The 19,797-nt window shown below is 66.3% G+C and carries 22 protein-coding genes; 18 read left to right on the top strand and 4 right to left on the bottom strand.

Annotated elements, in window-relative coordinates; translation table 11 throughout:
* Positions 1 to 227: 227 nt before the first annotated feature.
* The 10 genes from cysE (at position 228) to VGL40_03280 (ending at position 10,210) form a co-directional block, all read left to right on the top strand.
* Positions 228 to 920, top strand: a complete 693-nt coding sequence (cysE, locus tag VGL40_03325; protein HEY3314300.1) for a serine O-acetyltransferase — start codon at positions 228 to 230, stop codon at positions 918 to 920.
* A complete protein-coding gene (gene cysK / locus VGL40_03320) occupies positions 890 to 1,825 on the top strand; it encodes a cysteine synthase A (GenBank protein HEY3314299.1) in 936 nt (311 codons plus the stop codon). The genes cysE and cysK overlap by 31 nt, the downstream gene beginning before the upstream one ends.
* A gap of 234 nt (positions 1,826 to 2,059) precedes the next feature.
* Complete coding sequence (locus VGL40_03315; GenBank protein HEY3314298.1) at positions 2,060 to 2,773, top strand: rhomboid family intramembrane serine protease; 714 nt, start codon at positions 2,060 to 2,062, stop codon at positions 2,771 to 2,773.
* A complete protein-coding gene (locus VGL40_03310; protein ID HEY3314297.1) occupies positions 2,770 to 3,732 on the top strand; it encodes an aldo/keto reductase in 963 nt (320 codons plus the stop codon). Before VGL40_03315 ends, VGL40_03310 begins: the two co-directional genes overlap by 4 nt.
* Before the next feature lie 3 nt (positions 3,733 to 3,735).
* Positions 3,736 to 4,155: a Holliday junction resolvase RuvX gene (gene ruvX / locus VGL40_03305; protein ID HEY3314296.1), complete on the top strand. Its 420-nt coding sequence runs from the start codon at positions 3,736 to 3,738 to the stop codon at positions 4,153 to 4,155.
* A gap of 52 nt (positions 4,156 to 4,207) precedes the next feature.
* On the top strand, positions 4,208 to 4,633 hold the full coding sequence (locus tag VGL40_03300; GenBank protein HEY3314295.1) for a DUF1292 domain-containing protein: 426 nt from the start codon (positions 4,208 to 4,210) through the stop codon (positions 4,631 to 4,633).
* A gap of 306 nt (positions 4,634 to 4,939) precedes the next feature.
* The gene (gene mltG / locus VGL40_03295) at positions 4,940 to 5,947 is read left to right on the top strand and encodes an endolytic transglycosylase MltG (GenBank protein HEY3314294.1); all 1,008 of its coding nucleotides are present in this window, start codon (positions 4,940 to 4,942) and stop codon (positions 5,945 to 5,947) included.
* A 442-nt stretch (positions 5,948 to 6,389) separates the two neighbouring features.
* Positions 6,390 to 7,652 carry an adenosylhomocysteinase gene (gene ahcY, locus VGL40_03290; GenBank protein HEY3314293.1) on the top strand — a complete coding sequence of 421 codons (1,263 nt, stop codon included), beginning with the start codon at positions 6,390 to 6,392 and terminating at the stop codon, positions 7,650 to 7,652.
* 147 nt (positions 7,653 to 7,799) lie between these two features.
* Complete coding sequence (locus VGL40_03285; protein ID HEY3314292.1) at positions 7,800 to 9,485, top strand: penicillin-binding protein 2; 1,686 nt, start codon at positions 7,800 to 7,802, stop codon at positions 9,483 to 9,485.
* Between the two features lie 563 nt (positions 9,486 to 10,048).
* Entirely contained in the window at positions 10,049 to 10,210 is a 162-nt protein-coding gene (locus VGL40_03280) for a hypothetical protein (GenBank protein HEY3314291.1), read from the top strand.
* Positions 10,211 to 10,214: 4 nt separating this feature from the next.
* Here VGL40_03280 and VGL40_03275 read toward each other — a convergent pair whose 3' ends face one another.
* Both VGL40_03275 and VGL40_03270 read right to left on the bottom strand, forming a co-directional pair.
* A complete protein-coding gene (locus VGL40_03275; GenBank protein HEY3314290.1) occupies positions 10,215 to 11,474 on the bottom strand; it encodes an MFS transporter in 1,260 nt (419 codons plus the stop codon).
* A 22-nt stretch (positions 11,475 to 11,496) separates the two neighbouring features.
* The gene (locus tag VGL40_03270; GenBank protein HEY3314289.1) at positions 11,497 to 12,771 is read right to left on the bottom strand and encodes an MFS transporter; all 1,275 of its coding nucleotides are present in this window, start codon (positions 12,769 to 12,771) and stop codon (positions 11,497 to 11,499) included.
* Between the two features lie 125 nt (positions 12,772 to 12,896).
* Here VGL40_03270 and VGL40_03265 point away from each other — a divergent pair, with 125 nt between their 5' ends.
* Positions 12,897 to 13,139, top strand: a complete 243-nt coding sequence (locus VGL40_03265) for a hypothetical protein (protein ID HEY3314288.1) — start codon at positions 12,897 to 12,899, stop codon at positions 13,137 to 13,139.
* Here the strand turns inward: VGL40_03265 and VGL40_03260 are convergent.
* Positions 13,136 to 13,690, bottom strand: coding sequence for a hypothetical protein (locus VGL40_03260; GenBank protein ID HEY3314287.1), 555 nt, complete (start codon positions 13,688 to 13,690; stop codon positions 13,136 to 13,138). The two genes, VGL40_03265 and VGL40_03260, sit on opposite strands and share 4 nt — an antisense overlap.
* A 223-nt stretch (positions 13,691 to 13,913) precedes the next feature.
* Between VGL40_03260 and VGL40_03255 the strand changes: the two genes are divergently transcribed.
* A complete protein-coding gene (locus VGL40_03255; protein ID HEY3314286.1) occupies positions 13,914 to 14,423 on the top strand; it encodes an NUDIX hydrolase in 510 nt (169 codons plus the stop codon).
* A gap of 56 nt (positions 14,424 to 14,479) precedes the next feature.
* Here the strand turns inward: VGL40_03255 and VGL40_03250 are convergent, their stop codons facing one another.
* Positions 14,480 to 15,127: a DUF1847 domain-containing protein gene (locus VGL40_03250; GenBank protein ID HEY3314285.1), complete on the bottom strand. Its 648-nt coding sequence runs from the start codon at positions 15,125 to 15,127 to the stop codon at positions 14,480 to 14,482.
* A 173-nt stretch (positions 15,128 to 15,300) separates the two neighbouring features.
* Here VGL40_03250 and sigK point away from each other — a divergent pair, with 173 nt between their 5' ends.
* From sigK to VGL40_03220, 6 genes are all read left to right on the top strand, one after another.
* Positions 15,301 to 16,002 (top strand): RNA polymerase sporulation sigma factor SigK, encoded by a 702-nt coding sequence (sigK, locus tag VGL40_03245; GenBank protein HEY3314284.1) that lies wholly within the window; start codon positions 15,301 to 15,303, stop codon positions 16,000 to 16,002.
* 39 nt (positions 16,003 to 16,041) lie between these two features.
* Positions 16,042 to 16,545, top strand: coding sequence for a YqeG family HAD IIIA-type phosphatase (locus tag VGL40_03240; protein ID HEY3314283.1), 504 nt, complete (start codon positions 16,042 to 16,044; stop codon positions 16,543 to 16,545).
* Between the two features lie 134 nt (positions 16,546 to 16,679).
* Positions 16,680 to 17,015 carry a hypothetical protein gene (locus VGL40_03235; protein ID HEY3314282.1) on the top strand — a complete coding sequence of 112 codons (336 nt, stop codon included), beginning with the start codon at positions 16,680 to 16,682 and terminating at the stop codon, positions 17,013 to 17,015.
* 145 nt (positions 17,016 to 17,160) lie between these two features.
* On the top strand, positions 17,161 to 17,928 hold the full coding sequence (locus tag VGL40_03230) for a prepilin peptidase (GenBank protein ID HEY3314281.1): 768 nt from the start codon (positions 17,161 to 17,163) through the stop codon (positions 17,926 to 17,928).
* A gap of 119 nt (positions 17,929 to 18,047) precedes the next feature.
* The gene (locus VGL40_03225; GenBank protein HEY3314280.1) at positions 18,048 to 19,250 is read left to right on the top strand and encodes a M20 family metallopeptidase; all 1,203 of its coding nucleotides are present in this window, start codon (positions 18,048 to 18,050) and stop codon (positions 19,248 to 19,250) included.
* Between the two features lie 207 nt (positions 19,251 to 19,457).
* A partial coding sequence (locus tag VGL40_03220; protein HEY3314279.1) for a hypothetical protein occupies positions 19,458 to 19,797 on the top strand: 340 nt, incomplete at its 3' end.

The following is a 19,797-nucleotide window of genomic DNA, read 5'->3' as shown; positions in this document are numbered from 1 at the left end:
GCACGGCCGACTAGGTGGCGGCGGAGGGCCGACGTTACCCGGCCGGGCGCTCGGAGCCGATCTCGGATCGCTCTCGGCGCTGTTGAGTGGAGGGGAGAAACGCCCATGGACGCGGGTCCGGCGGCGTGATCCAACCTCCGATTAGGGTGGAACCGCGGCCTAATGCCGCCCCTGCTTTGCAGGGGCGGCTTCGTGTTTTCTCAAGGCTTGGACTGGAGGCATGGGGCATGTTCGAGACGATCCGCCGCGACATCCGGGCGGTCTTGGATCGGGACCCGGCGGCCAAGTCGGTGCCGGAGATCCTTCTATGTTACCCGGGGCTGCACGCCCTGTGGTTTTATCGCCTTGGTCACCGGCTCTACCGGTGGCGGCTATTTCTCGTCGCCAGGTTGGTCTCCCAGTTGGGCCGGTTCCTGACCGGGATCGAGATCCACCCCGGGGCGAGCATCGGGCCGGGCCTATTCATCGATCACGGGATGGGCGTGGTCATCGGGGAGACGGCCCGCGTTGGGCGGGATGTGACCATGTATCAAGGGGTCGTCCTTGGCGGGACGGGAAAGGAGAAAGGCAAGCGGCATCCGACCATCGAGGACAACGTGATGATCGCCACCGGGGCCAAGATCCTGGGCAACATCACGGTGGGCGAGAACTGCAAGATCGGCGCCGGGGCGGTGGTCGTCAAGACCGTTCCCCCGAACTGCACCGTGGTCGGCGTTCCGGGGCGGATCGTCAAACGAGACGGCCTGCGGACCGAGGTGGCCGACCTCGACCACGGCAACCTGCCGGATCCCGAGGCTGAGATGATCATGGACCTCTGGGTCCGCCTGGGTCGATTGGAGAATCAAAGCGGCTTGAGCACTCAAGAAGCCAGGGAGGTGTCGTGCAAGGTATGGGAATCGCTAGAGACGTCAATGCTTTGATCGGCCGGACGCCACTCGTCCGTCTGAACCGGGTGACCGAGGGTTGTTTGGCGACAGTGGCCGCCAAACTGGAGTTCTTCAACCCCGGCGGCAGCGTCAAGGACCGGATCGGGCTGAGCATGATCGAGGAGGCCGAGCGGACCGGGCGGCTGAAGCCGGACAGTGTCATCGTCGAGCCGACCAGCGGCAACACCGGCGTGGGTCTGGCCATGGTCGCCGCCGTCAAGGGCTACCGCTGCCTGCTGGTGATGCCGGAGACGATGAGCGTCGAAAGGCGTCAGCTCTTCCAAGCCCTGGGGGCGGACTTAGTCCTCACCCCGGGGAGCGAGGGGATGCGCGGCGCCGTGGCTAAGGCGACCGCCCTGGCCGCGGAAGACGGTCGTTACTTCATGCCCCAACAGTTCGAGAATCCGGCCAACCCGGAGGTCCATCGCCTGACCACGGCCGAGGAGATCTGGGCCGACACCGAGGGACGGGTGGACGTGGTGGTCAGCGGCGTCGGGACGGGCGGGACGATCACCGGCGTCGGCGCGGCGCTCAAGGGGCGCAAGCCGAGCGTCAGAATGGTTGCGGTGGAGCCGGCCGCTTCGCCGGTGCTCTCCGGGGGCACCCCGGGACCCCACAAGATCCAGGGCATCGGGGCCGGCTTCGTCCCGCGGGTCCTGGACCGCGGCGTCGTCGATGAGGTCATCACCGTCGGCGATGACGAGGCGATGGCCACGGGTCGCCGCCTCGCCAGTGAAGAAGGGCTGCTGGCGGGGATCTCCTCCGGGGCCGCCGTCCACGCCGCGCTGACCGTCGCCAGGCGGGCCGAGAATGCCGGCAAGCTGATCGTCGTCGTCCTGCCCGACACGGGGACGCGGTACCTTTCGACCCCCATGTATCAGAACCAGCCGAACATCTGAGAGGGCTATGCTCCCTTGCCGCCGGCCGTTCGCGGACCGGCCTCAAGACAGAAGACGCCCCCGGCCCGTGGCGGCCGGGGGCGCGATTTTTCCCCCGCCGGGACGTGCCGGCGGAAGCGCGCCCGGACCTCGACGGCCTTGCCCGGAAGGGGCTTGACAATGGAGGCGGTCAGGAATAATAATTGGAAAGCGGTTTTGGAGGAATTGCCCAAGCGGGCGCCCGGCGGTGATGTCGTGATCCCCCTCCGAGACAGCGCCAGGTCGCGGAGCTTCCCGGTGGTCAACGTCGGCCTGATAAGTCTGAGCGTCCTCGTCTTCGTCAGGGAGCTCAGCTTCAGCCAGAGCGGGTTGACCCGGTTTCTCGAGACCTACGCGCTGAATCCGGCCCGTGTGGCCGAGGCCGTCGTTCATCTAGGTCAGGACCCGGCCGGCGCCCTGCCGGTCGCGGCGACCCTGGTCAGCGCGACCTTCCTCCACGGCGGCTGGACGCACCTCATCGGAAACATGCTCTACCTCTACATCTTCGGCGACAACGTCGAGGATCGCCTCGGCCATTTCCGCTACCTTGTCTTCTACCTCCTGGCCGGGGCCATCGGCTTCCTGGTTCACGGCCTCATCGTCGCCCCCGATCAAACCCCGACCATCGGGGCCAGCGGGGCCATCGCCGGTGTCCTCGGGGCCTACTTTGTCATGTTCCCGCGCTCCCGCGTCTTGACCCTGATCTTCCTGGGGTTCTTCATCCAGGTCATTGAGATCCCGTCCTTCATCTTCCTGGTGGTCTGGTTCGGACTCCAGCTGGTCAACGGATTGACCTCGCTGTCGGCCTCCGGGATGGCCGAGACCGTTGCCTGGTGGGCCCATGTCGGGGGGTTTGCTTCCGGGGTCTTGGTCGGCCTGTTCTTCCGGGTTCGACCGCGCCCGCGCCCGACGCGGGACCAGCCATGGTGAGCGCGGTGGTACAGGAGAGCGCCTACCGGACCCTTGGGCGGACCGGCATTCGCGTTTCCAGGTTGTGTTTCGGGGGCCTGACCCTGGGCCCGCTCCAGGCCAACCTGCCCGTCGACGAGGGTGCCGACATTTTGCGGCACGCTTTCGACCTGGGGGTCAACTTCGTCGATACGGCCGAGATCTACGCCACCTATCCCTATCTCAAGAAGGCCTTGCGGGGCCGGCCCGAGGTGGTCGTGGCGACGAAGACTTACGCCTACACGGCCGAAGCCGCGGAGCGTAGCCTCCAGCTGGCCCTTGACGGCCTCGGGCGCTCCTGGGTCGACCTCTTCCTCCTTCACGAGCAGGAGGCCATGACCCTCGACGGGCATCGGTCGGCCCTCGAGTTCTACCTCCGAGCCAAGGAGCGCGGGTTGGTCAGGGCGGTGGGATTCTCGACCCACTCGGTGGCCGCGGTTCGGAAGGGGCTGGGCCTGCCGGAGGTCGACGTCATCCATCCGCTTTTGAATCGCGAGGGCTTGGGTCTGATCGACGGGGATGCCGCCGAGATGTTCGCGGCCACCGCCGAGGCCCATGCCCGGGGGAAGGGCATCTACGCGATGAAAGCCCTCGGCGGCGGGCATTTTTACGCCGACGCCGAGCGGGCTCTCCGGGCGGTGGCCGACCGGCCCTTCGTCGACTCGGTGGCCGTCGGGCTTCGCACGCGCGAAGAAGTCGAATTGGACTGGATGATCATCCGTGGCCTGCCGATCGCGGAAGGACTGCGTCGTCGGGTCGTCGGGCGACCCCGCCGCCTGCTGGTCGAGGAATGGTGCCGGGGCTGCGGGGAATGCGTCAAGCGCTGCGCCCACGGGGCCCTTTCGCTGGTCGACGGCCGTGCCGTCGTCGACGACGGGCGTTGCCTGCTCTGCGGTTACTGCGCCCCGGTCTGTCGCGACTTCTGCCTCAAGGTGGTATAGGACGTGAGGATCCTGGGCTTGGACGTTGGGGAGAAAACGATTGGCGTCGCCGTCAGTGACGAACTGGGCCTGACCGCCCAAGGGTTGACGGTCATCCGGAGGACTTCCAAGGTCGCCGACCGCCAAGCCCTTCAGGGCATTGTCGGGACATGTGGCGCCGACGGGCTCGTCGTCGGGCTGCCCCGAAACATGGACGGAAGCTTGGGGCCGAAGGCCCGGCAGGTGCAGCGGTTCGCGGGCGAGGTCTTAAAACCGCTGGGCCTGCCGATTGAGTACTATGACGAACGGCTGACGACGGTGTCCGCCCAACGGACCCTCCTCGAGGGCGACGTCTCTCGGGCCAAGCGGCGCCTTGTCGTCGATCAACTGGCCGCCGCCCTGATCCTTCAGGGGTACCTCGACCGCCGTCGGGCCCAGGGTTAAAACACGGTCTGGTGGGTAAGATTTCAAGAGACGACAAGAGAGAGGTGAAAACATGGCCGAGAAGGACGAGGTTATTGTCCTTACCGACGAAGAAGGAGACGAGCACGAGTTCGCCGTGATCGACGTGATCGAGGTCGAGGGACGCGATTACGCCATTCTCCTGCCGTACGTCGAGACCGACGACGAGGAGTTGGAAGAGGAAGTCGAGGCAGAAGAGACCGAGGCGGAAGAGGCCGAGAATGAGGACGAGGTCGAGGACGACGGCGATGAAGCCATCATCTTGAGGATTGACAAGGACGAAGACGGGGACGAAGTCCTCGTGGACATCGATGACGAAGAGGAGTGGCAACGGGTGGCCGAGGCCTGGGACGAACTCCTCGATGAGGAACTGGCCGAGGCCGAGGAAGAAGAGGAAGAGGAAGAAGACAAAGAGGAGAAAGAAGAAGAGGAGAAAGAAGGGGAAACCGAGGACAAGTAAGGCCAGCTCCGGCTAGGGGGTGGCCCACCCGGTTCCACCGCAATGGCTTGACCGGCCGACCGCTCAGCGGTCGGCCTTTTGCTTGCCGGGCCGCCGCCGGTTCAGCCGCGCCTGCCGCGAGGCCGGCGGAATCTCGGGACCGACCTCGGGGAGGTTTTCGCGCCCCGGCGGAGAATCAATGCCTATCCTCTCCGGGTGTGTCGATGGCGGACCGACGAGCACCGACCGAGCCGGTAAAGGTGGCCTGAACCTCTCTTGAAGCCATCCCCGATCCAGAAACCAACATCCCGCGCGGGCGGGCGGTCATTGGCGGTCCGCTTGGCGGTGCTTTTCGTCCTCTTCTTCCTGATGATCGTCGCTGCCGGAGCCGGGCTGGCCCTGAACCTCGCGCCGGCCGATCCGGCGGCCAAGGAACCGATCATCGTCGAGGTTGCTCCGGGTTCATCGACCAGCGCCATCGCCTCGACCCTCAAGGACTTCGGGCTTATCCGCTCGGTGACCGTCTTCCGGCTGGCGGTCTCGGCGAAACGGGCAGACGGCCGGCTGAGGGCGGGAGAGTACCAGCTCTCAAAGGACATGCCCCTCAGTGACATCCTGGCCAAGATGCTCCGCGGCCAAGTCGTCACCTACCCGTTCACCGTCCCCGAGGGCTATACGGTCATCCAGGTGGTGGACCTGCTGGTCCGGAAGGGCTTTGCCGACCCCGCCAAGCTGACTCAGATCGTCAAGGAAGCGCCGATGGTCTTCCCGTACACCATCCGCAGCAAGCTGGTCAAGCAGCCCCTGGAGGGCTTCCTTTTCCCGGATACCTACCAGTATCACAAGGGCATGTCCGAAGAGGCCATCGTCACCATGATGCTCCGCCGCTTCGAGAGCAACTTCGGGCCCGACTTGCAGGCTCGGGCGGCCGAGTTGAAGATGTCCGTGCCCGAAGCGGTGACCCTGGCTTCGATTATCGAGCGTGAGGCCCGGGTACCCGCCGAGCGGCCAATCATCTCGGCCGTCTATCACAACCGCTTGAAGATCGGGATGAAGCTGGACGCCGACCCCACCGTTCGCTACGCCCTCGACCACCCCGGCGACATCGTCACCTTCAAGGACCTAGAGGTCAACTCCCCTTACAACACTTACAAGAATGCCGGCCTGCCGCCTGGTCCCATTGCGGCCCCCGGGCTGGCCTCGATCAGGGCCGCCCTGTACCCGGCCGATGTGCCGTACCTCTACTTCGTCGCCAAGAACGACGGGACAGGGGCCCACGAGTTCAGCCGGACCCTGGCCGAACACGTGCGGGCCGTCCGGAAATACCAGAAATAACCTGAGGCCCGAACCTCGGGAGCTTGGAAAGATGGAAAATGACCCCGGTTCCCCGGGGTCATCGCTTGTTCAATACGCGGTGGGCCTGAAGAGGCCGGGGCGCGAGACTCCATGGCCTGTGGCCTAACCGACCTTCCGCAGGGTCGACTGGCGCAGGTGCTCGGCGGCCGCTGCATTTGATCATGCCCTTGGTTTTGGTCAGGCAGGCCCGGCAATAATGAACCTGGTCGAGCTTTATCAGAGGCGTCCCGCCGAGACCGGCGTCGGAAACCCTGCCCACCGAGCACGGAGCCACGTTTCAGCCCTCCTCCTTGATCTCTCCTTCAGCCGCTGGTGGAACCTGGAAGGACAACCTGAGGATCGGCAGAAAGATGGGAAGATTTTAGGCTTTGAGAGAATCATCAGACGCGATGGGAAATTCCTGCTAGGAGGCGCTATGAGGATGTTCGCCGACACCGTCAAGTTGACCGACAAGGGTAAGGATCGCATCGATTGGGCCAAGGCCAGCATGCCCGTGCTGACGTCGATCGCTGAGCGGTGGACAAGGGAAAAGCCGCTGGCCGGCCGGCGGATCGGGGCCTGCCTGCACGTGACGACCGAGACGGCCAACCTGGCCATCGCGCTCAAGGCCGGCGGGGCCGGCGTCGCCCTGTGCGCCTCGAACCCGCTCTCGACTCAGGACGACGTCGTGGTCGCGCTCAACGAGATTCATGGCATTCCGACCTACGCCAAGCGCGGTGAGGGCTCCGAGTCTTACTACAAGAATATCGAGACGGTCCTCTGGACGAAACCCGAGATCACCATGGATGACGGGGCCGATCTCGTAGCCACCCTCCACACCAAGCACACCGAGTTGATCCCCGGGATCATCGCCGGCACGGAAGAGACGACCACGGGGGTCATTCGCCTGCGGGCGATGGCTCGCGACGGGGCGCTCGGCTACCCCATCGTCGCCGTCAACGAGGCCATGACCAAGCACATGTTCGACAACCGCTATGGGACCGGGCAATCGACCTTCGACGGGATCATGCGGTCGACCAACCGGCTCATCGCCGGGAGCGCCGTCGTCGTCGCCGGCTACGGCTGGTGCGGGAAGGGCGTGGCCGCTCGGGCCAAGGGGCTCGGCGCCCGCGTTTACGTCGTCGAGATCGACCCCATCCGAGCTCTGGAAGCGGCCATGGACGGTTTCACCGTGGTCGACATGGAGCAGGCCGCGCCCCTGGGCGACCTGTTCATCACCGTCACGGGCGATATCAAGGTCATCGATCGCCGCCACATCGAGAAGATGAAGGACGGGGCGATCCTCTGCAACGCCGGGCATTTCAACGTCGAGCTCGACCTGCCCGGCCTCGAGGCGATGACCGTCGAACGGCGGACGGCCCGTGAGAACGTCGAGGAGTTCATCATCCGGGCGCCCGGGGAGCGGAAGCGGATCTACGTCATCGCCGAGGGACGCCTGGTCAACCTGGCTGCCGCCGAGGGGCACCCGGCCAGCGTCATGGACATGAGTTTCGCCAATCAGGCCTTGGTCTGCGAGTGGCTGTGCCGGGAGAAGCCGGCCTTGGAGAAGCGGGTCTACAGCGTCCCCGAGGACATCGACCGGCTGGTCGCCAAGCTGAAGCTGGAGAGCATGGGCATGGCCATCGAAAAGCTGACCCCCGAGCAGGAGCACTATCTCACCAGCTGGGAGGTCGGGACGAGGTAGGGCATCATGGCATAGACTGGTAAGGCAGGGAAACACTAAGCGGGAACCACCGGCGCGGCCGGGGTTCCCGCTTCTTTTTCTTGAGCGGACCGCGCTCTTTCAGCCAGGCCGGCCTCGGGGGCCGGCTCTGAGCGCTCGGGGGTCAAATTGGAGCAATCGTGGGGCCGGCACCAAAGCCGGGAGATCAGGATCCTCGGGGTCATCTCCGTCTGCCTTTGCCTGCTCCTCGTCCAGGTGGCCAGGTGGCAGATCCTGCGCGGCAGGTGGCTCGCCCAGCAGGCGATGACCCAAAGGGCCCAGGGCTTCCCGCTGGAGGTGGCCCGCGGGGAGATTTACGACCGCAACGGGATGCCTTTGACGGGGACCGCCCGGCGTTTTTCCGCCGTGGCCTTCCCCACGCTGGTGACCGACAAGGCGGGGACGGCCTCGGCCGTCGGCCGCCTCCTCGGTCTGGACCGGATGAAGGTCCTCGAACAGCTGACGGGCAGCGGGACGCCGGTCGTGCTGGCCTCCGGACTCACCTCGGCCAAGCTCGATGAGGTCAGGCAGGCCGAGTTGCCCGGCCTCATCGGAGTCGAGGAAAAGGTCCGCTACGGGCCGGGCTCGCTGGCCCACCATCTGGTCGGGTACATCAATAACCCGGTCGAGAACATCGGGCAGGACGGGCTGGAAAGGGAGTTCGACCGATACCTGCGAGGCGGCCGCCCGGAGGCGGTGGCGGCCTTCGTCGACGCCAACCGTCGACCCATCGCCGGTTTGGGGCTGCGGGTCCAGTCATCGAGTGACGGCGGGGACGGCTCGGGCGGCCGAGAGCACAGCCTGACGACGACGATCGACGCCCGGATCCAGCGGATCGTCGAGGAGGCCATGGACGAGGGCGTGCCCAGGGGGGCCGTCGTCGTCGCCGACCCGAAGAACGGCGACATCCTGGCCATCGCCAGCCGCCCCGACTTCGACCCCAACCGGGTCGCCAGCTACCTGGATGCGGCCAATTCCCCATTGGTCAACCGGGCGGTCAAGGGCTATCCGGCCGGTTCGATCTTCAAGATCGTCACCGCCGCGGCGGCCTTGGAGGCCGGAGTGGTCAGGCCTGGTGACATCTTCGACGACCCCGGTTACATCGACCGTCAGGGCCACCGCTACCACTGCTATAAGGAGGGCGGGCACGGCCGTCTGACCTTCACCGAGGCCATGGCCTACTCATGCAACCCGGTCTTCATTGAAGTGGGGGAGAGGGTCGGCACGGCCCGACTGGTCGACCTGGCCAGGAAACTGGGCTTCGGGTCCACCCTTGGCCTGCCGCTCGGCCAGGAGTCGTCGGGCAACCTGCCGGTCGAGCAGGCGGCGAACGACCCGAACCTATCCATCGGCCAGGGGGCCCTCCTGGTGACCCCGGTCCAGGTGGCCCAGATGCTGACGGCGGTGGCCTCCGGCGGGGTCATGGCCCAGCTGCGCCTGATCAAGGAAGTGGACGACGGGGCCGGGGTGCCCACCGAACGTGGGCCGGGCGTTCGCTTGACCCAGGTCTTCTCCTGGCTGACGGCGGCCAGGCTGCGGAGCATGCTTCGCGACGTGGTCGCCTACGGCACGGGCAAGAGCGCAGAGCCGGTGGGGATAGCCGTGGCCGGGAAGACCGGCTCGGCCGAGATAACAAAACCAGGCGCGGGGGGCGAGGACGTGGCCCACGCCTGGTTCGCCGGGTATGCCCCGGCTCAGAGCCCGAGACTTGTCGTGGTGATCTTCGTCGAGGAGGGAATGGCCGGCGGAACGGCCGCCGCGCCCGTCTTCAGACGCATCGTCGAGCGAGCGTTGCCGCTCCTGGAATCTCGATAGCCCCTGCCTCATCACCCCGGCCTTCCACCCCTGGGCAGCCTGGCAGGAGAAAGCATCCAAGTCCAGAAGGGGTATCTCCGGAATGCTACGCGGGGCATGGGTGTCCCGCCGAAATGGCGGATTGCCTTGAGGTGCGGCGCGGTACGATTTCCTGGAAATAGGTCGGGCATCTGGAGAATGCTCGCCCTGTGCACCTTTGCGGTTCTCGCCTTGTCCGTCGTTGCCAGGTCAGCGATGGCCGCCTCCAGGTTACGGACGGTGTTGGTTGTCAACCTGCAAGAGCTGACTAGACCGCGGCCCTCTCCGGGGGCGGACCGAAGCTCGTCAGGTTCGACTTTCTCGATTTGCGTGACAATGCCGAGCTTCCGCCACCGAATGAGCTGACCGAGATCTGCGCGGATGGCTATACGTTCGCCGTCCGCCTGTATTGGGTGGAGATTGAGGACCCGACAACGGCCGCCGTTTCCCGGTTCCGGAGAGTTAATACGGCCGAAGGCGGCGCCTCCGTCGGGGACCTCCCCCCGAAAGTAGGCGCGGCCTGGTATGAGGACTTGACGTTCAAAGTGCGGCCAAGAGGTCCGGCCCTCTATGAGAAGGCTGAGGGCATCGAGACCGTGTCATACGGGACAGAGGGCTGGGAGGTCGTCGCTGATAGCCGGGTCCTCGTCGACAGGGTGACGATGACCAAGCAACCGCTGCTTGTCCGCGGGATACCGGGGCAGTAGCCGGTCAAGGGCACTCAGGCGCCGACCTTGGGCGGTGCTCACGAGGCCGATCAGGGGGTTTCAAGCCGGTCCGCCGCCACCAGAGGCCGACCACGGCGGTGCTAAGGAGTCCGACGACGCCACCGGCGGCCAGGCTCGTGGGTGTCCCGAAACGCTGGGCGATGGACCCGGCGAAGATGGCCCCGAACGGTGTTACGCCGGCGAAGACCAGGAAGTAGACACTCATCACCCGCCCGCGAAGGTGGTCCGGCACCGTGACTTGCACGGTGATGTTGGAGTTGGCCGTGTAGATAAGCATCGACCATCCGGCCAGAGCGAGGACGGCGGCGGCGACGAAGTTGTGGCGGACGACAGTGAGAGCCAACTCGGACGCCGAGACGAGGATCGCCCCGGCGGCCAGCAGCCTGCGCTGCGGACCCCGCCCGCTGACGAAGGCCAGCGCGACCGCCCCCACCAAGGCCCCGGCGCCCATGGCCGACATCAGGAAGCCGTACAGCCCGGCGTCGCCGTGGAGGACCTGCCTGGCCAGGAGGGGCACCCAGATATTGAAGTTCAGGGTGAAGGTGGAGATGAGGCCGAGGAGGAGGATGATGGTCAGGACCACCGGGGTCCGGGCGATGTAGGCGATTCCCTCGCGGACGTCCTCGACGATCCCCCGATGGGGCACCTCGACCCGGCGACGGCCTTCCGTGTCCATGGCCAGGAGGGCGGCGATGACCGCGATGAAACTGGCTCCATTGGCGAAAAAGGCCCAGCCCGGGCCGAACTCCTTGGTGACCAGACCGGCCGCGGCCGGACCGATGATCCGGGCGATGTTGAAGACCGTGGAGTTCAGGGCGATGGCGTTCATCAGGTCGTCCTTGCCGACCATTTCGACCACGAAAGCTTGGCGGGTGGGACCATCGAAGGCGTTGACCACCCCGAGGAGGGTGGCCAGGATGGCGACGTGCCAATAGCGGACGTGGTTCGTCAGGGTCAGGGCCGAGAGGACGAAGGCCAGGACCATCAGGCTCGCCTGAGTGGCCACGAGAAGATTGCGCTTGGGGAAGCGGTCGGCGAGGGCCCCGGCGAGAAGGGTGAAGATGAGGACCGGGGCCCACTGCAGGGCGGTGATCAAGCCCAATAGGAACGGCGAATCGGTGAGGACGAGGACCAGCCAAGCCTGACCGGTCGACTGCATCCAGGTGCCGATGAGCGAGACCATCTGCCCGAACCAGAACAGCCTGAAGTTGCGGTGCCGCAAAGCGATTAATGGTGAGGTCAAGGACGGGTCCCCTCCCGGGGTATCATGCCCTGGCCTCGACGTCCGCCTTGCGTCGGAGCAGGCCCGCCAGTGCGGCCAGGGTGGTGACGAGGGCGACTGAGAGGAGCCCCATCCCGCCGGCGGAGACCCAACCGGCGCGCGGTCCGAAGTGGCTCATCATCGCCCCGAGGAAGACCGAACCGACGGGGGTCACGCCGGTGTGAAGGAGGCTGTAGATGGCCATCACCCGGCCCCTCAAATGGTCGGGCACGGCCAACTGCACCGACGTGTTGGTCCAGACCATACAGGACATGTTCAGCACGCCGATCAAGAGCATGCCCACGAGGGCCAGCCAGTAATGGCCGACCAGGCTCACCGAGGCCATCAGGGCGGAGAGAAGGCCGGCCGTCACGAGCAGATCACGCAGGCCGGGTTTGCGCCGGCCCGACGAGGCCAGGGCGAACGACGCCGTCACCGCTCCCACACCCATGGCCGACATCATGAACCCATAACCCGCGGCCGTCTGGCCCAGGGCGTTCCTGGCCAGGACCGGTACCAGCAGGTCGTAGTTCTGGACGAAGGTGCCGATGAAGCCGAGCAGGAGCAAGGTCAAGAGGACTCTGGTTTCGCTGGTCACGTAAGCCAGACCGTCGATTGAATCCTTCCAGACGCTGCGCCTGGTTTTGGCTTCGGCCTGGTGCGGGGGCAGCCGCATGGCCACAAGAGCGTAGATGATGGCCAGGAAGCTGACCCCGTTAACGAAGAAGGCCCAGCCGGCGCCCCAGCCGGCCATGACCAGCCCGGCCAGGGCCGGCCCGAAGATGCGGGCCCCGTTGACGATGGTCGCATTCATGGCCAAGGCGGACATCAGATCCTCGCGCCCGACCATCTCGATGACGAAGGCCTGCCGGGTTGGCACGTCGTAGGTCCGGGCGACCCCGAGGATGGTGGCCAGGATGAGGATGTGCCAGTAGCGCACGTAGCCGCTCCAGACCAGGAAGGCCAAGAGTAAGGCTTGGACGGCCATGGTCGTCTGAGTGACCACCAGGATGTGGCGCTTCGCCTGGCGGTCGGCGACGGCCCCGGCCGGCAAGGAGAGGAGAAGCATCGGCAGGGTCTGCGCGGCGGTCACCAGGCTGAGGAGGAACGGCGATTCGGTCAGCTGAAGGACCAACCAGGCCTGGGCGGCCGTCTGCATCCACGTCCCGACGTGGGAGACCAACTGGCCCGACCAGTAGAGGCGATAGTTGTAATGTTTGAAGACCGCAAAGGGGCTGCCGACTCGCGGTCCCGTTTCGACGGCCTGGTCGCTTGACATGACCCCAACCACTCCCTGCCGCGGACGCCGGTCGAGAAGAGCGGCCGCCCGCGGCTGGCGTCCTCCAAAGTGGCCAGACTCCCCCTGGCTGAAAGCTATTTCGTGAACCAAAAGAAGTTTCCTGCTTGACGGGGGTGATGGTGCTCAGGCCCTACGTACGGGTGGTCAACCACGGCCCGCCCGAAGTGGAGACCGAGTTCCACCAGAGCGCGCTCGGTGGTCGGGCCGGCTTTGCCGAGGAGATCGCCCGGGCCATGGAACGAGAGAAGCGCGAGGTGACCCACTCGCGCTTCCTACAGGTGATGAACGTCTTCGCCCCCGGGATGCTCGACCGGATGTTCCAGGGGATGGTCAGGGAGCGGATCTAGTGCCGGTGCATCGACTCGAGCCGTTCGAGTTCGTGCTTGACCCCCCGCGTCTCGTCCTTCAGGCCCTCGAGGTAACGCTCGAGGGCTTCTTTCTTCTCCTCACGTTCCGCGCCGGTCGGCCAATCCCGTCCGCAGGTCGGGCAGGGACTCGTGGCCTCAGGCTTGGCCGGCTGGCGCATCCCTTGGTAATACGGCCCTCGATGCTGGTACGTCCCCGGGTGGGCGCCCTCCGTACGCTGGCGGCCACCCATCTCAGCCCGGTGCACGCCCTTGGTGGCGTGCCCGCCGTGGCGCTCGCCGGGCCGCCATTCGCCGCGCCGCCATGGGCCCGGCTCAGCGCGGCGTTCGCGCGGTCCGGGCATCCCCGGCCGTCCTTCACCATACCACGGTCCGTTGCCCCAACCGTACCACGGCCCGTAACCATAGGACCCGAGGTAACCGCCGGTGAACCCGCTTTTCGGCCCGGTCTCGCGGCCTGGGTCACCCTGGACGCCGCCGTATCCCGTGTAGCCTCTACCGCCCCTGCCGGGGTCGTGTTCGTCGTGCCCCAAATCCTCTCGCCTCCAAGAACCGACTGGGGTTAGTAATCCCTGGGCCCCGCCACCCTATCCCGAATCTAGAGGAATCTGCTCTGGCTGGCAGAATCTCCTAGCTCCTCGCGGTTCCTCGCGACCCGTGCACCCGGGCCCAAAAGAGCCGCCTTTCCGTGGCCTTTGCCAGGGACATCCAGCCCCGCTCTGAATATGCTGGAGTAAGCGCGAGGAGGCCCCGGCAATGGCCATTCGAAACCATGAGCGCCGGCTCCTCGCCGGCGCTATCGTCAGTAGCCAAAGTGGAGAGATCCTCATGGTCCGGCTCCGGGGGGTGGGCCCCGGGGTCGTGCCGGGGTGGACGCTGCCGTGCGTGGAGGCTGAGGAATGGGAGACGGCCGCGCAGGCGGCGGCTAGGGCGGCGCGCCGGCGGGCCGGCCTCGTGGCCATTCCAGAGGTTCTGGCCTTCGCCATCGAGTGGCGAGAAGACGGCACCAATGGGGGACCCGTCGGTCCGGCCGTCTTCATGTTGTTCGTCTTCCAGGCCGAGACGGACGGGCCCATCCTCGATCACCGCCGCGACCCGGAGGTCCTCGAGATCCGATGGGCCTCACCCGAGGAAGCCGCCGGCCTGATCACCGCGCCCGCCCTCAAGAACGCCGTCGAGTGTTGGCTTTTCACCGGCGCGACGGCCTACCACCAGGTCCTGGCCCACGAGGCCAGGGGCCGACAGCCTGGCGGCCGTTTAGCCTGAGACCCGGAGACCCTGAGACCCGGAGACCCGGAGACCCGGGGCTGGGAGCCTGACCCCTAACGATGGTGTTCCTTCAGTCGTTGACGGTAGTAGCGACAGTTTAGGACGGCCGCGGGGTTGTGGGCCAGGACCCGGTCCTTGACCACGGCCACCGTGACCGGTGCCTCGGAGAACTTGATGAAGGTCGAGTCGTGGCCGACACACAGGCCGACCAGGACGTTGAGCTCGGTCTCCTCCGCATTGAGCAGCATCGCCTGGGCGGCCGGGTTGCACATCGCCTCGAAGCCGCCGGGCCGCACTTTGTCGGCGTCGGCGAGCCCGAGGTCCTCCTTGGGTCGGCCGCCAGTCTTGCAGATGACCGAGACGGCCTCAAAGCCGTTGTCCTCGAATACCTTGTGGAGGGCCCTGGCCTCGTCGGATAGTCCGATGCAGAAGGCGATCCCCAGACGGGCGTAACCCATCCGCTTGGAGAACTCCATAATTTCCTCGACCCGGGTCCACTTCATGTAGCCGGCGCTCTCGGTGAGGGCGGCGGCCCTGGCGATGCGCCCCATGGTCTGGTCATCGTAGGCCGCCCTCGCCGCCCGCATCACTTCCGGGCTCTGGACACTCGGGCAGTTCCCGGGGATCTTTTCGGGGGCTTCCTCACGACAGACGTGAACTGTGCACACCGCGCAGCGGGCTTTCTTGGGGCTCTCGCTCATCGCCTCGCCTCCCGTTCATCGCTTCGCCAAGCTCGGAGGAAGTCCTTCAGGAATCCTTTCGTTGCCAGGCACAGCCGACCCCCCTCCCGCATAATCTCAATAATGCCTCTCATTCGGGGGCTCGCGGCGCAACAAACGCCGGCGGGCCCCCTTCGAGGCGGAGGTGGGTCTCGTTGTTGAGTGTCCTTGCCGCCCTGGGAGCGACCATCCTACAGGCCTTCCTGCTGATGACCGGGCACATCTCCGGCTCCAACACGTTCCCTCAACCGCTGTCTGAGGCCGATGAGGCCAAGTACCTGAAGCGGTTGGCCGGCGGTGACCAGACTGCCCGGGACGTGCTGGTCGAGCGGAACCTGCGATTGGTGGCCCACGTGGTCAAGAAGTTCGACAACACCGGGGAGGACATCGATGATCTGATCTCGATTGGGACCATCGGGCTGATCAAGGGGATCAAGACTTTCAACCCAGAGAAGGGCACCCGGCTGGCCACCTACGCCGCGCGGTGCATCGAAAACGAGATCCTGATGTACCTGCGATCGGCCAAGCGGGTGAGGGCTGAGGTCTCGCTGTACGACCCGATCGGGGTGGACCGGGAGGGTAATGAGATCACTCTCCTCGACGTCCTCGGGGCCGACAACCCCGACGTGGTTCCCGACCAGGTCGAGGGCAAGTTCGAAGAGGCCCGATTACGGGAGAAGCTCGGCTCATTGGAGGGGAAGGAGCGAGAGGTCCTCCAGTTGCGCTACGGGTTGGGCTCGACGCGGGAGCGCAAGACCCAGCGAGAGATCGCCTGGCTCCTGGGGATCTCCCGCTCCTATGTGTCGCGCATCGAGAAACGGGCCCTGGAGCGCATTCTTGGGCTCCTGACCCAGTGACCGAGGCCGGGACCGCGGCCTCCATGGTATAATAGGCCCATGAGCAGCAAGCTTCGGCCGGGACAGCTGGCCCCGACCATCTATGACGTCAATTACGAGCTCCTTTGGGGCAACGGCATCCGCGGGCTGGTCTTCGATCTCGACAACACCATCGTCCCGTGGCGGGAAGCTCAGCCGGACGAGCGTTTGGTGGGCTTCTTCGCCGGTCTCAAGGCCAGGGGGTTCAAGCTCTGCATCGTCTCAAACGCCTTGCCCGCTCGCTGCGCACGGTTCGCCGACGCCCTCGGGGTGCCGGCCCTGCCGGACTGCGGCAAGCCGCGGCGGGGCGGTTTCTTGCGCGCCCTACGGGCCATGGGGACCGGGCCGGCCGAGACCGCCGTCATCGGAGACCAGATCTTCACCGACGTCTTGGGGGCCAACCGAGTCGGGCTTTACACCATTCTGGTGACGCCCCTCAGCCGGAAGGAGTTCGTCTGGACGCGCTGTGTCAGGATGATCGAGCGGGCCACCCTGGCGGCGATGCGCCTGAAGCGGCCCGATTAGTAGGCGCCGCCTGGCGACGGCGGCCGCCCGACCGGATAGAAAGCGGCGTCAATGCGTATACTGTAATCGGTCGCTACGCATGATACAGTGTTCGAAGGGGCGCCGGGGAGGCGCAAGCAGCGACCGGTGAGCCCATGGGCGGCGATCTCTTCACGGTCAATCGGTTGATACCCGCCGCCGCGGTCCTCGGACCGCGCAGCCCGCAGCGCCTCCTGAGCGTGCTCCGGGGAATCGTTCGCGACATCCGTCGGGTCAACCCGAAGATGGCCGAGTATCACCTCTACGATATCAGTTTTCAGCGTCGGGACAACAAGATCGACATCAAGCTCTATTTCCACGGGGAAGGGCTCCAAGATGGCCGAACCGCCGGGGAATCCGAGGCGGTCGCCCAGGCGGTGGCTGAGGCGGTCGCCCAGGCGGTGGCTGAGCCGGTCACCCAGCCGGTGACCCAGGCACCACTCCCGCGATGAAAACGACAAGAGTCGATAGTGGCCTCGGCCAAACGGCCGGGGCTTTCGATTTTGGGGAGGAAAACCAGTCCGCGGAATGGAAGGTATTGATGAGTCTAGGGCCTGGTTCAAGGCCCGCCGGAAGGAGCTGGACTGGTTGGCGACGGTGGGGGTGTTGGTCTTCATCCTGGGTCTGGTGGTCGGCAGCTTTCTGAACGTGCTGGCCTACCGTTTGCCCAGGGGGGAATCGGTGGTCTTGCCGCCGTCACACTGTCCGGCCTGCGGCGAACGGCTCCGCCCGTGGGACCTGGTACCGGTCATCAGCTATCTGACCCTCGGAGGGCGCTGCCGATACTGCCGCGCCCCTATCTCGGCCCGCTACCCGTTGGTTGAACTGGCCACTGGGGCGCTGTTCACCCTGGTCTTTGTCGTCCGTGGCCCGACGCCCGGGTTGGCCGCCGGTCTGGTCATCGTCAGCCTGATGCTCGCCGTGGCCGCGGTCGACTTGGAACACCAGCGCATCCCGAACCAGTTGACCTTCACCGGCGTCGGGATCGGTCTTGTCCTCGGCCTCTTCGGCCTGGTCGGCCAAGCCGGGGCGGGACTGCCCGGCCTCTGGGCCTCGCTCCTGGGGGCCATCGTCGGCGGCGGCTTTCTTCTGGTCATCGGGCTGGTCAGCCACGGTGGGATGGGCGGTGGTGACGTCAAGCTGGGGGCGGCCATCGGGGCGCTGCTCGGTTGGCTCCCCGGCCTGTTCGGGATCCTGCTCGGCTTCGTCATCGGGGCGGTCATCGGGCTGGCCCTGATCGTCACCCGGGTCAGGGGGCGTCGCGACGCCATCCCCTTCGGCCCCTTCCTGGCCCTCGGGACGATCATCAGTTTCCTCTGGGGCCGGGTCATCATCCAGGCCTACACCGGCCTCTGGCTTCGTTAGGATCCGGGACTGGCAGCCGACACTCTCGATGGCCGCCGGGAGGCTGAATCACCCGAAGCGGGCCCGGTTATCCTGGGCCTGTCTCCCGTTGGATCCAACTTCCGAAAGGAGTGGGCAACGTGGGCGACGACCTGAAGACACGGGTCGGGCGGACCATCGACGAACTCGGCTCGGCCCTCATCGAGACGAGCGACGCCATCTATCGCCAACCGGAACTGGGCCTGCAGGAGGTCAGGGCGGCTGCCCGCCTCAGTCGTCTCCTGGAGGAGCACGGCCTCGCCGTCGAGCGGGGGATCGGCGGCCTGGAGACATCCTTCCTGGCCCGCAAGGACGGCCGACGGCCGGGCCCCAAGGTGGCCATCCTGGCCGAATACGACGCTCTGCCGGAGATCGGCCACGGCTGCGGGCACAACCTCATTGGAACCGCGGCGGTCGGGGCCGGAGTAGCCGTCGCCTCAGTCATCGGCGAGCTCCCCGGGGCGGTGATGGTCGTCGGCTGCCCGGCCGAGGAGGGGGCCGTCGACAACGCCGGCGGCAAGGTCGTCCTGGTCGACAAGGGTTTCTTCATCGACGTGGACGCCGCGATGATGGTCCACCCGGCCAACCGGACCGCGGTCGAAGGCACCTCGACCAGCCGCGAGGCCATGGAGATAAGCTTTCGCGGACGGGCCGCCCACGCCGCCGGGGCTCCCCACGAAGGCATCAACGCCCTGGAAGCGGCCATCCTCACCTTCAACGGGATTAACGCCCTGCGGCAGCACCTCAAGGACGACGTCAGGATCCATGGGGTGCTGACCAAGGGTGGTGTCGCGCCGAACATCGTCCCCGACTACTCAGAGATTCGCCTCTACGTCCGGGCCAACGATCCGGCCTACCTAACCCAGACGGTGGAGAAGGTGAAGAACTGCGCCCGGGGCGCGGCCATGGCCACCGGGGCCTCCGTCGCCTTCCGCAAGACGGCCAACACCTACGAGGGCATGCGGACGAACCTGGCCCTCGCGGGGGCGCTCCAGGCCAATCTCGAGGCCCTCGGACGAAAGGTGGAGAAGCCGGACCGACCGGGCTCCGGCTCGACCGACATGGGCAATGTCAGCCAGGTGGTCCCCGCCGTCCACGCCTATCTGGGCATCTGCGGGAAGGCCATCGTCGGCCACAGTCGGGAATTCGCCGAGGCCACTCTGACCGATGAGGCCCACCGGGCCCTCATCGATGGGGCCAAAGCCCTGGCCATGACGGTCGTCGACCTCCTGAACGACCCAGCCCTCATGAAGAGGGTGAAGGACGAGTTCGCGACGGGGCGGTCCGTCGCCGGCGGGCGGTGACCGGCTGACTCCGGTCTCAGGGAATACCCGGACGGCTTACCGGTGGCGATTGAGCGAGCGTGGCGGAGATAGCTCGAAGCGGATACCAGCGGGGGCCGGAAAACGGCCCCCAAACTTTTCCACCTGGGAACCGATGACAAGGGTGAGGAAGGGAAGGCCCGTCAAAAAAAGCGACGGGGACCCGGCGCGTGAGGGAGGGCCAAGCCGATGGTCATGGTGGTCAACGTCAGCAAAAAGTCGGTCCTGGCCGGACGGGTGTCCCGGCTGGCCACCCGCTGGCGGGGGCTGGCCCACCTCGTTACCCATCCGGAGCTCTACCCCGGAGAGGGCATCCTGGTCGAAGGGGAGATGGTCAGGTCGGCCAGGACGGTCGGGACCAGATTCCTGCGGTACCCGATCGACATCGTCTTCGTCGGGGAGACCGGGCGGGTCATCGGTTCGGCCCCCGGGGTCAGGCCGTTCACCTATGTGCCGGTGCCGGCGGGGACGGACCGGCTAGTCAAGCTGCCCCTCGGGACGATCGACGCAAGCGCGACGGCCTGCGGCG

Source organism: Bacillota bacterium, from assembly GCA_036504675.1.
In the GTDB taxonomy this organism is placed as follows: Bacteria; Bacillota; Sulfobacillia; order JAJYWN01; family JAJZPE01; genus DASXUT01.
This window is presented reverse-complemented; position numbering and strand designations above follow the sequence as displayed.

Excerpts from the sequence above, each read along its gene's own strand:
- cysE (HEY3314300.1), top strand. The coding sequence starts at position 228 with ATGTTCGAGACGATCCGCCGCGACATCCGGGCGGTCTTGGATCGGGAC.
- cysK (HEY3314299.1), top strand. The coding sequence starts at position 890 with ATGGGAATCGCTAGAGACGTCAATGCTTTGATCGGCCGGACGCCACTC.
- VGL40_03300 (HEY3314295.1), top strand. The coding sequence starts at position 4,208 with ATGGCCGAGAAGGACGAGGTTATTGTCCTTACCGACGAAGAAGGAGAC.
- ahcY (HEY3314293.1), top strand. The coding sequence starts at position 6,390 with ATGTTCGCCGACACCGTCAAGTTGACCGACAAGGGTAAGGATCGCATC.
- VGL40_03270 (HEY3314289.1), bottom strand. The coding sequence starts at position 12,771 with ATGTCAAGCGACCAGGCCGTCGAAACGGGACCGCGAGTCGGCAGCCCC.
- VGL40_03255 (HEY3314286.1), top strand. The coding sequence starts at position 13,914 with ATGGCCATTCGAAACCATGAGCGCCGGCTCCTCGCCGGCGCTATCGTC.
- VGL40_03250 (HEY3314285.1), bottom strand. The coding sequence starts at position 15,127 with ATGAGCGAGAGCCCCAAGAAAGCCCGCTGCGCGGTGTGCACAGTTCAC.
- VGL40_03240 (HEY3314283.1), top strand. The coding sequence starts at position 16,042 with ATGAGCAGCAAGCTTCGGCCGGGACAGCTGGCCCCGACCATCTATGAC.
- VGL40_03235 (HEY3314282.1), top strand. The coding sequence starts at position 16,680 with ATGGGCGGCGATCTCTTCACGGTCAATCGGTTGATACCCGCCGCCGCG.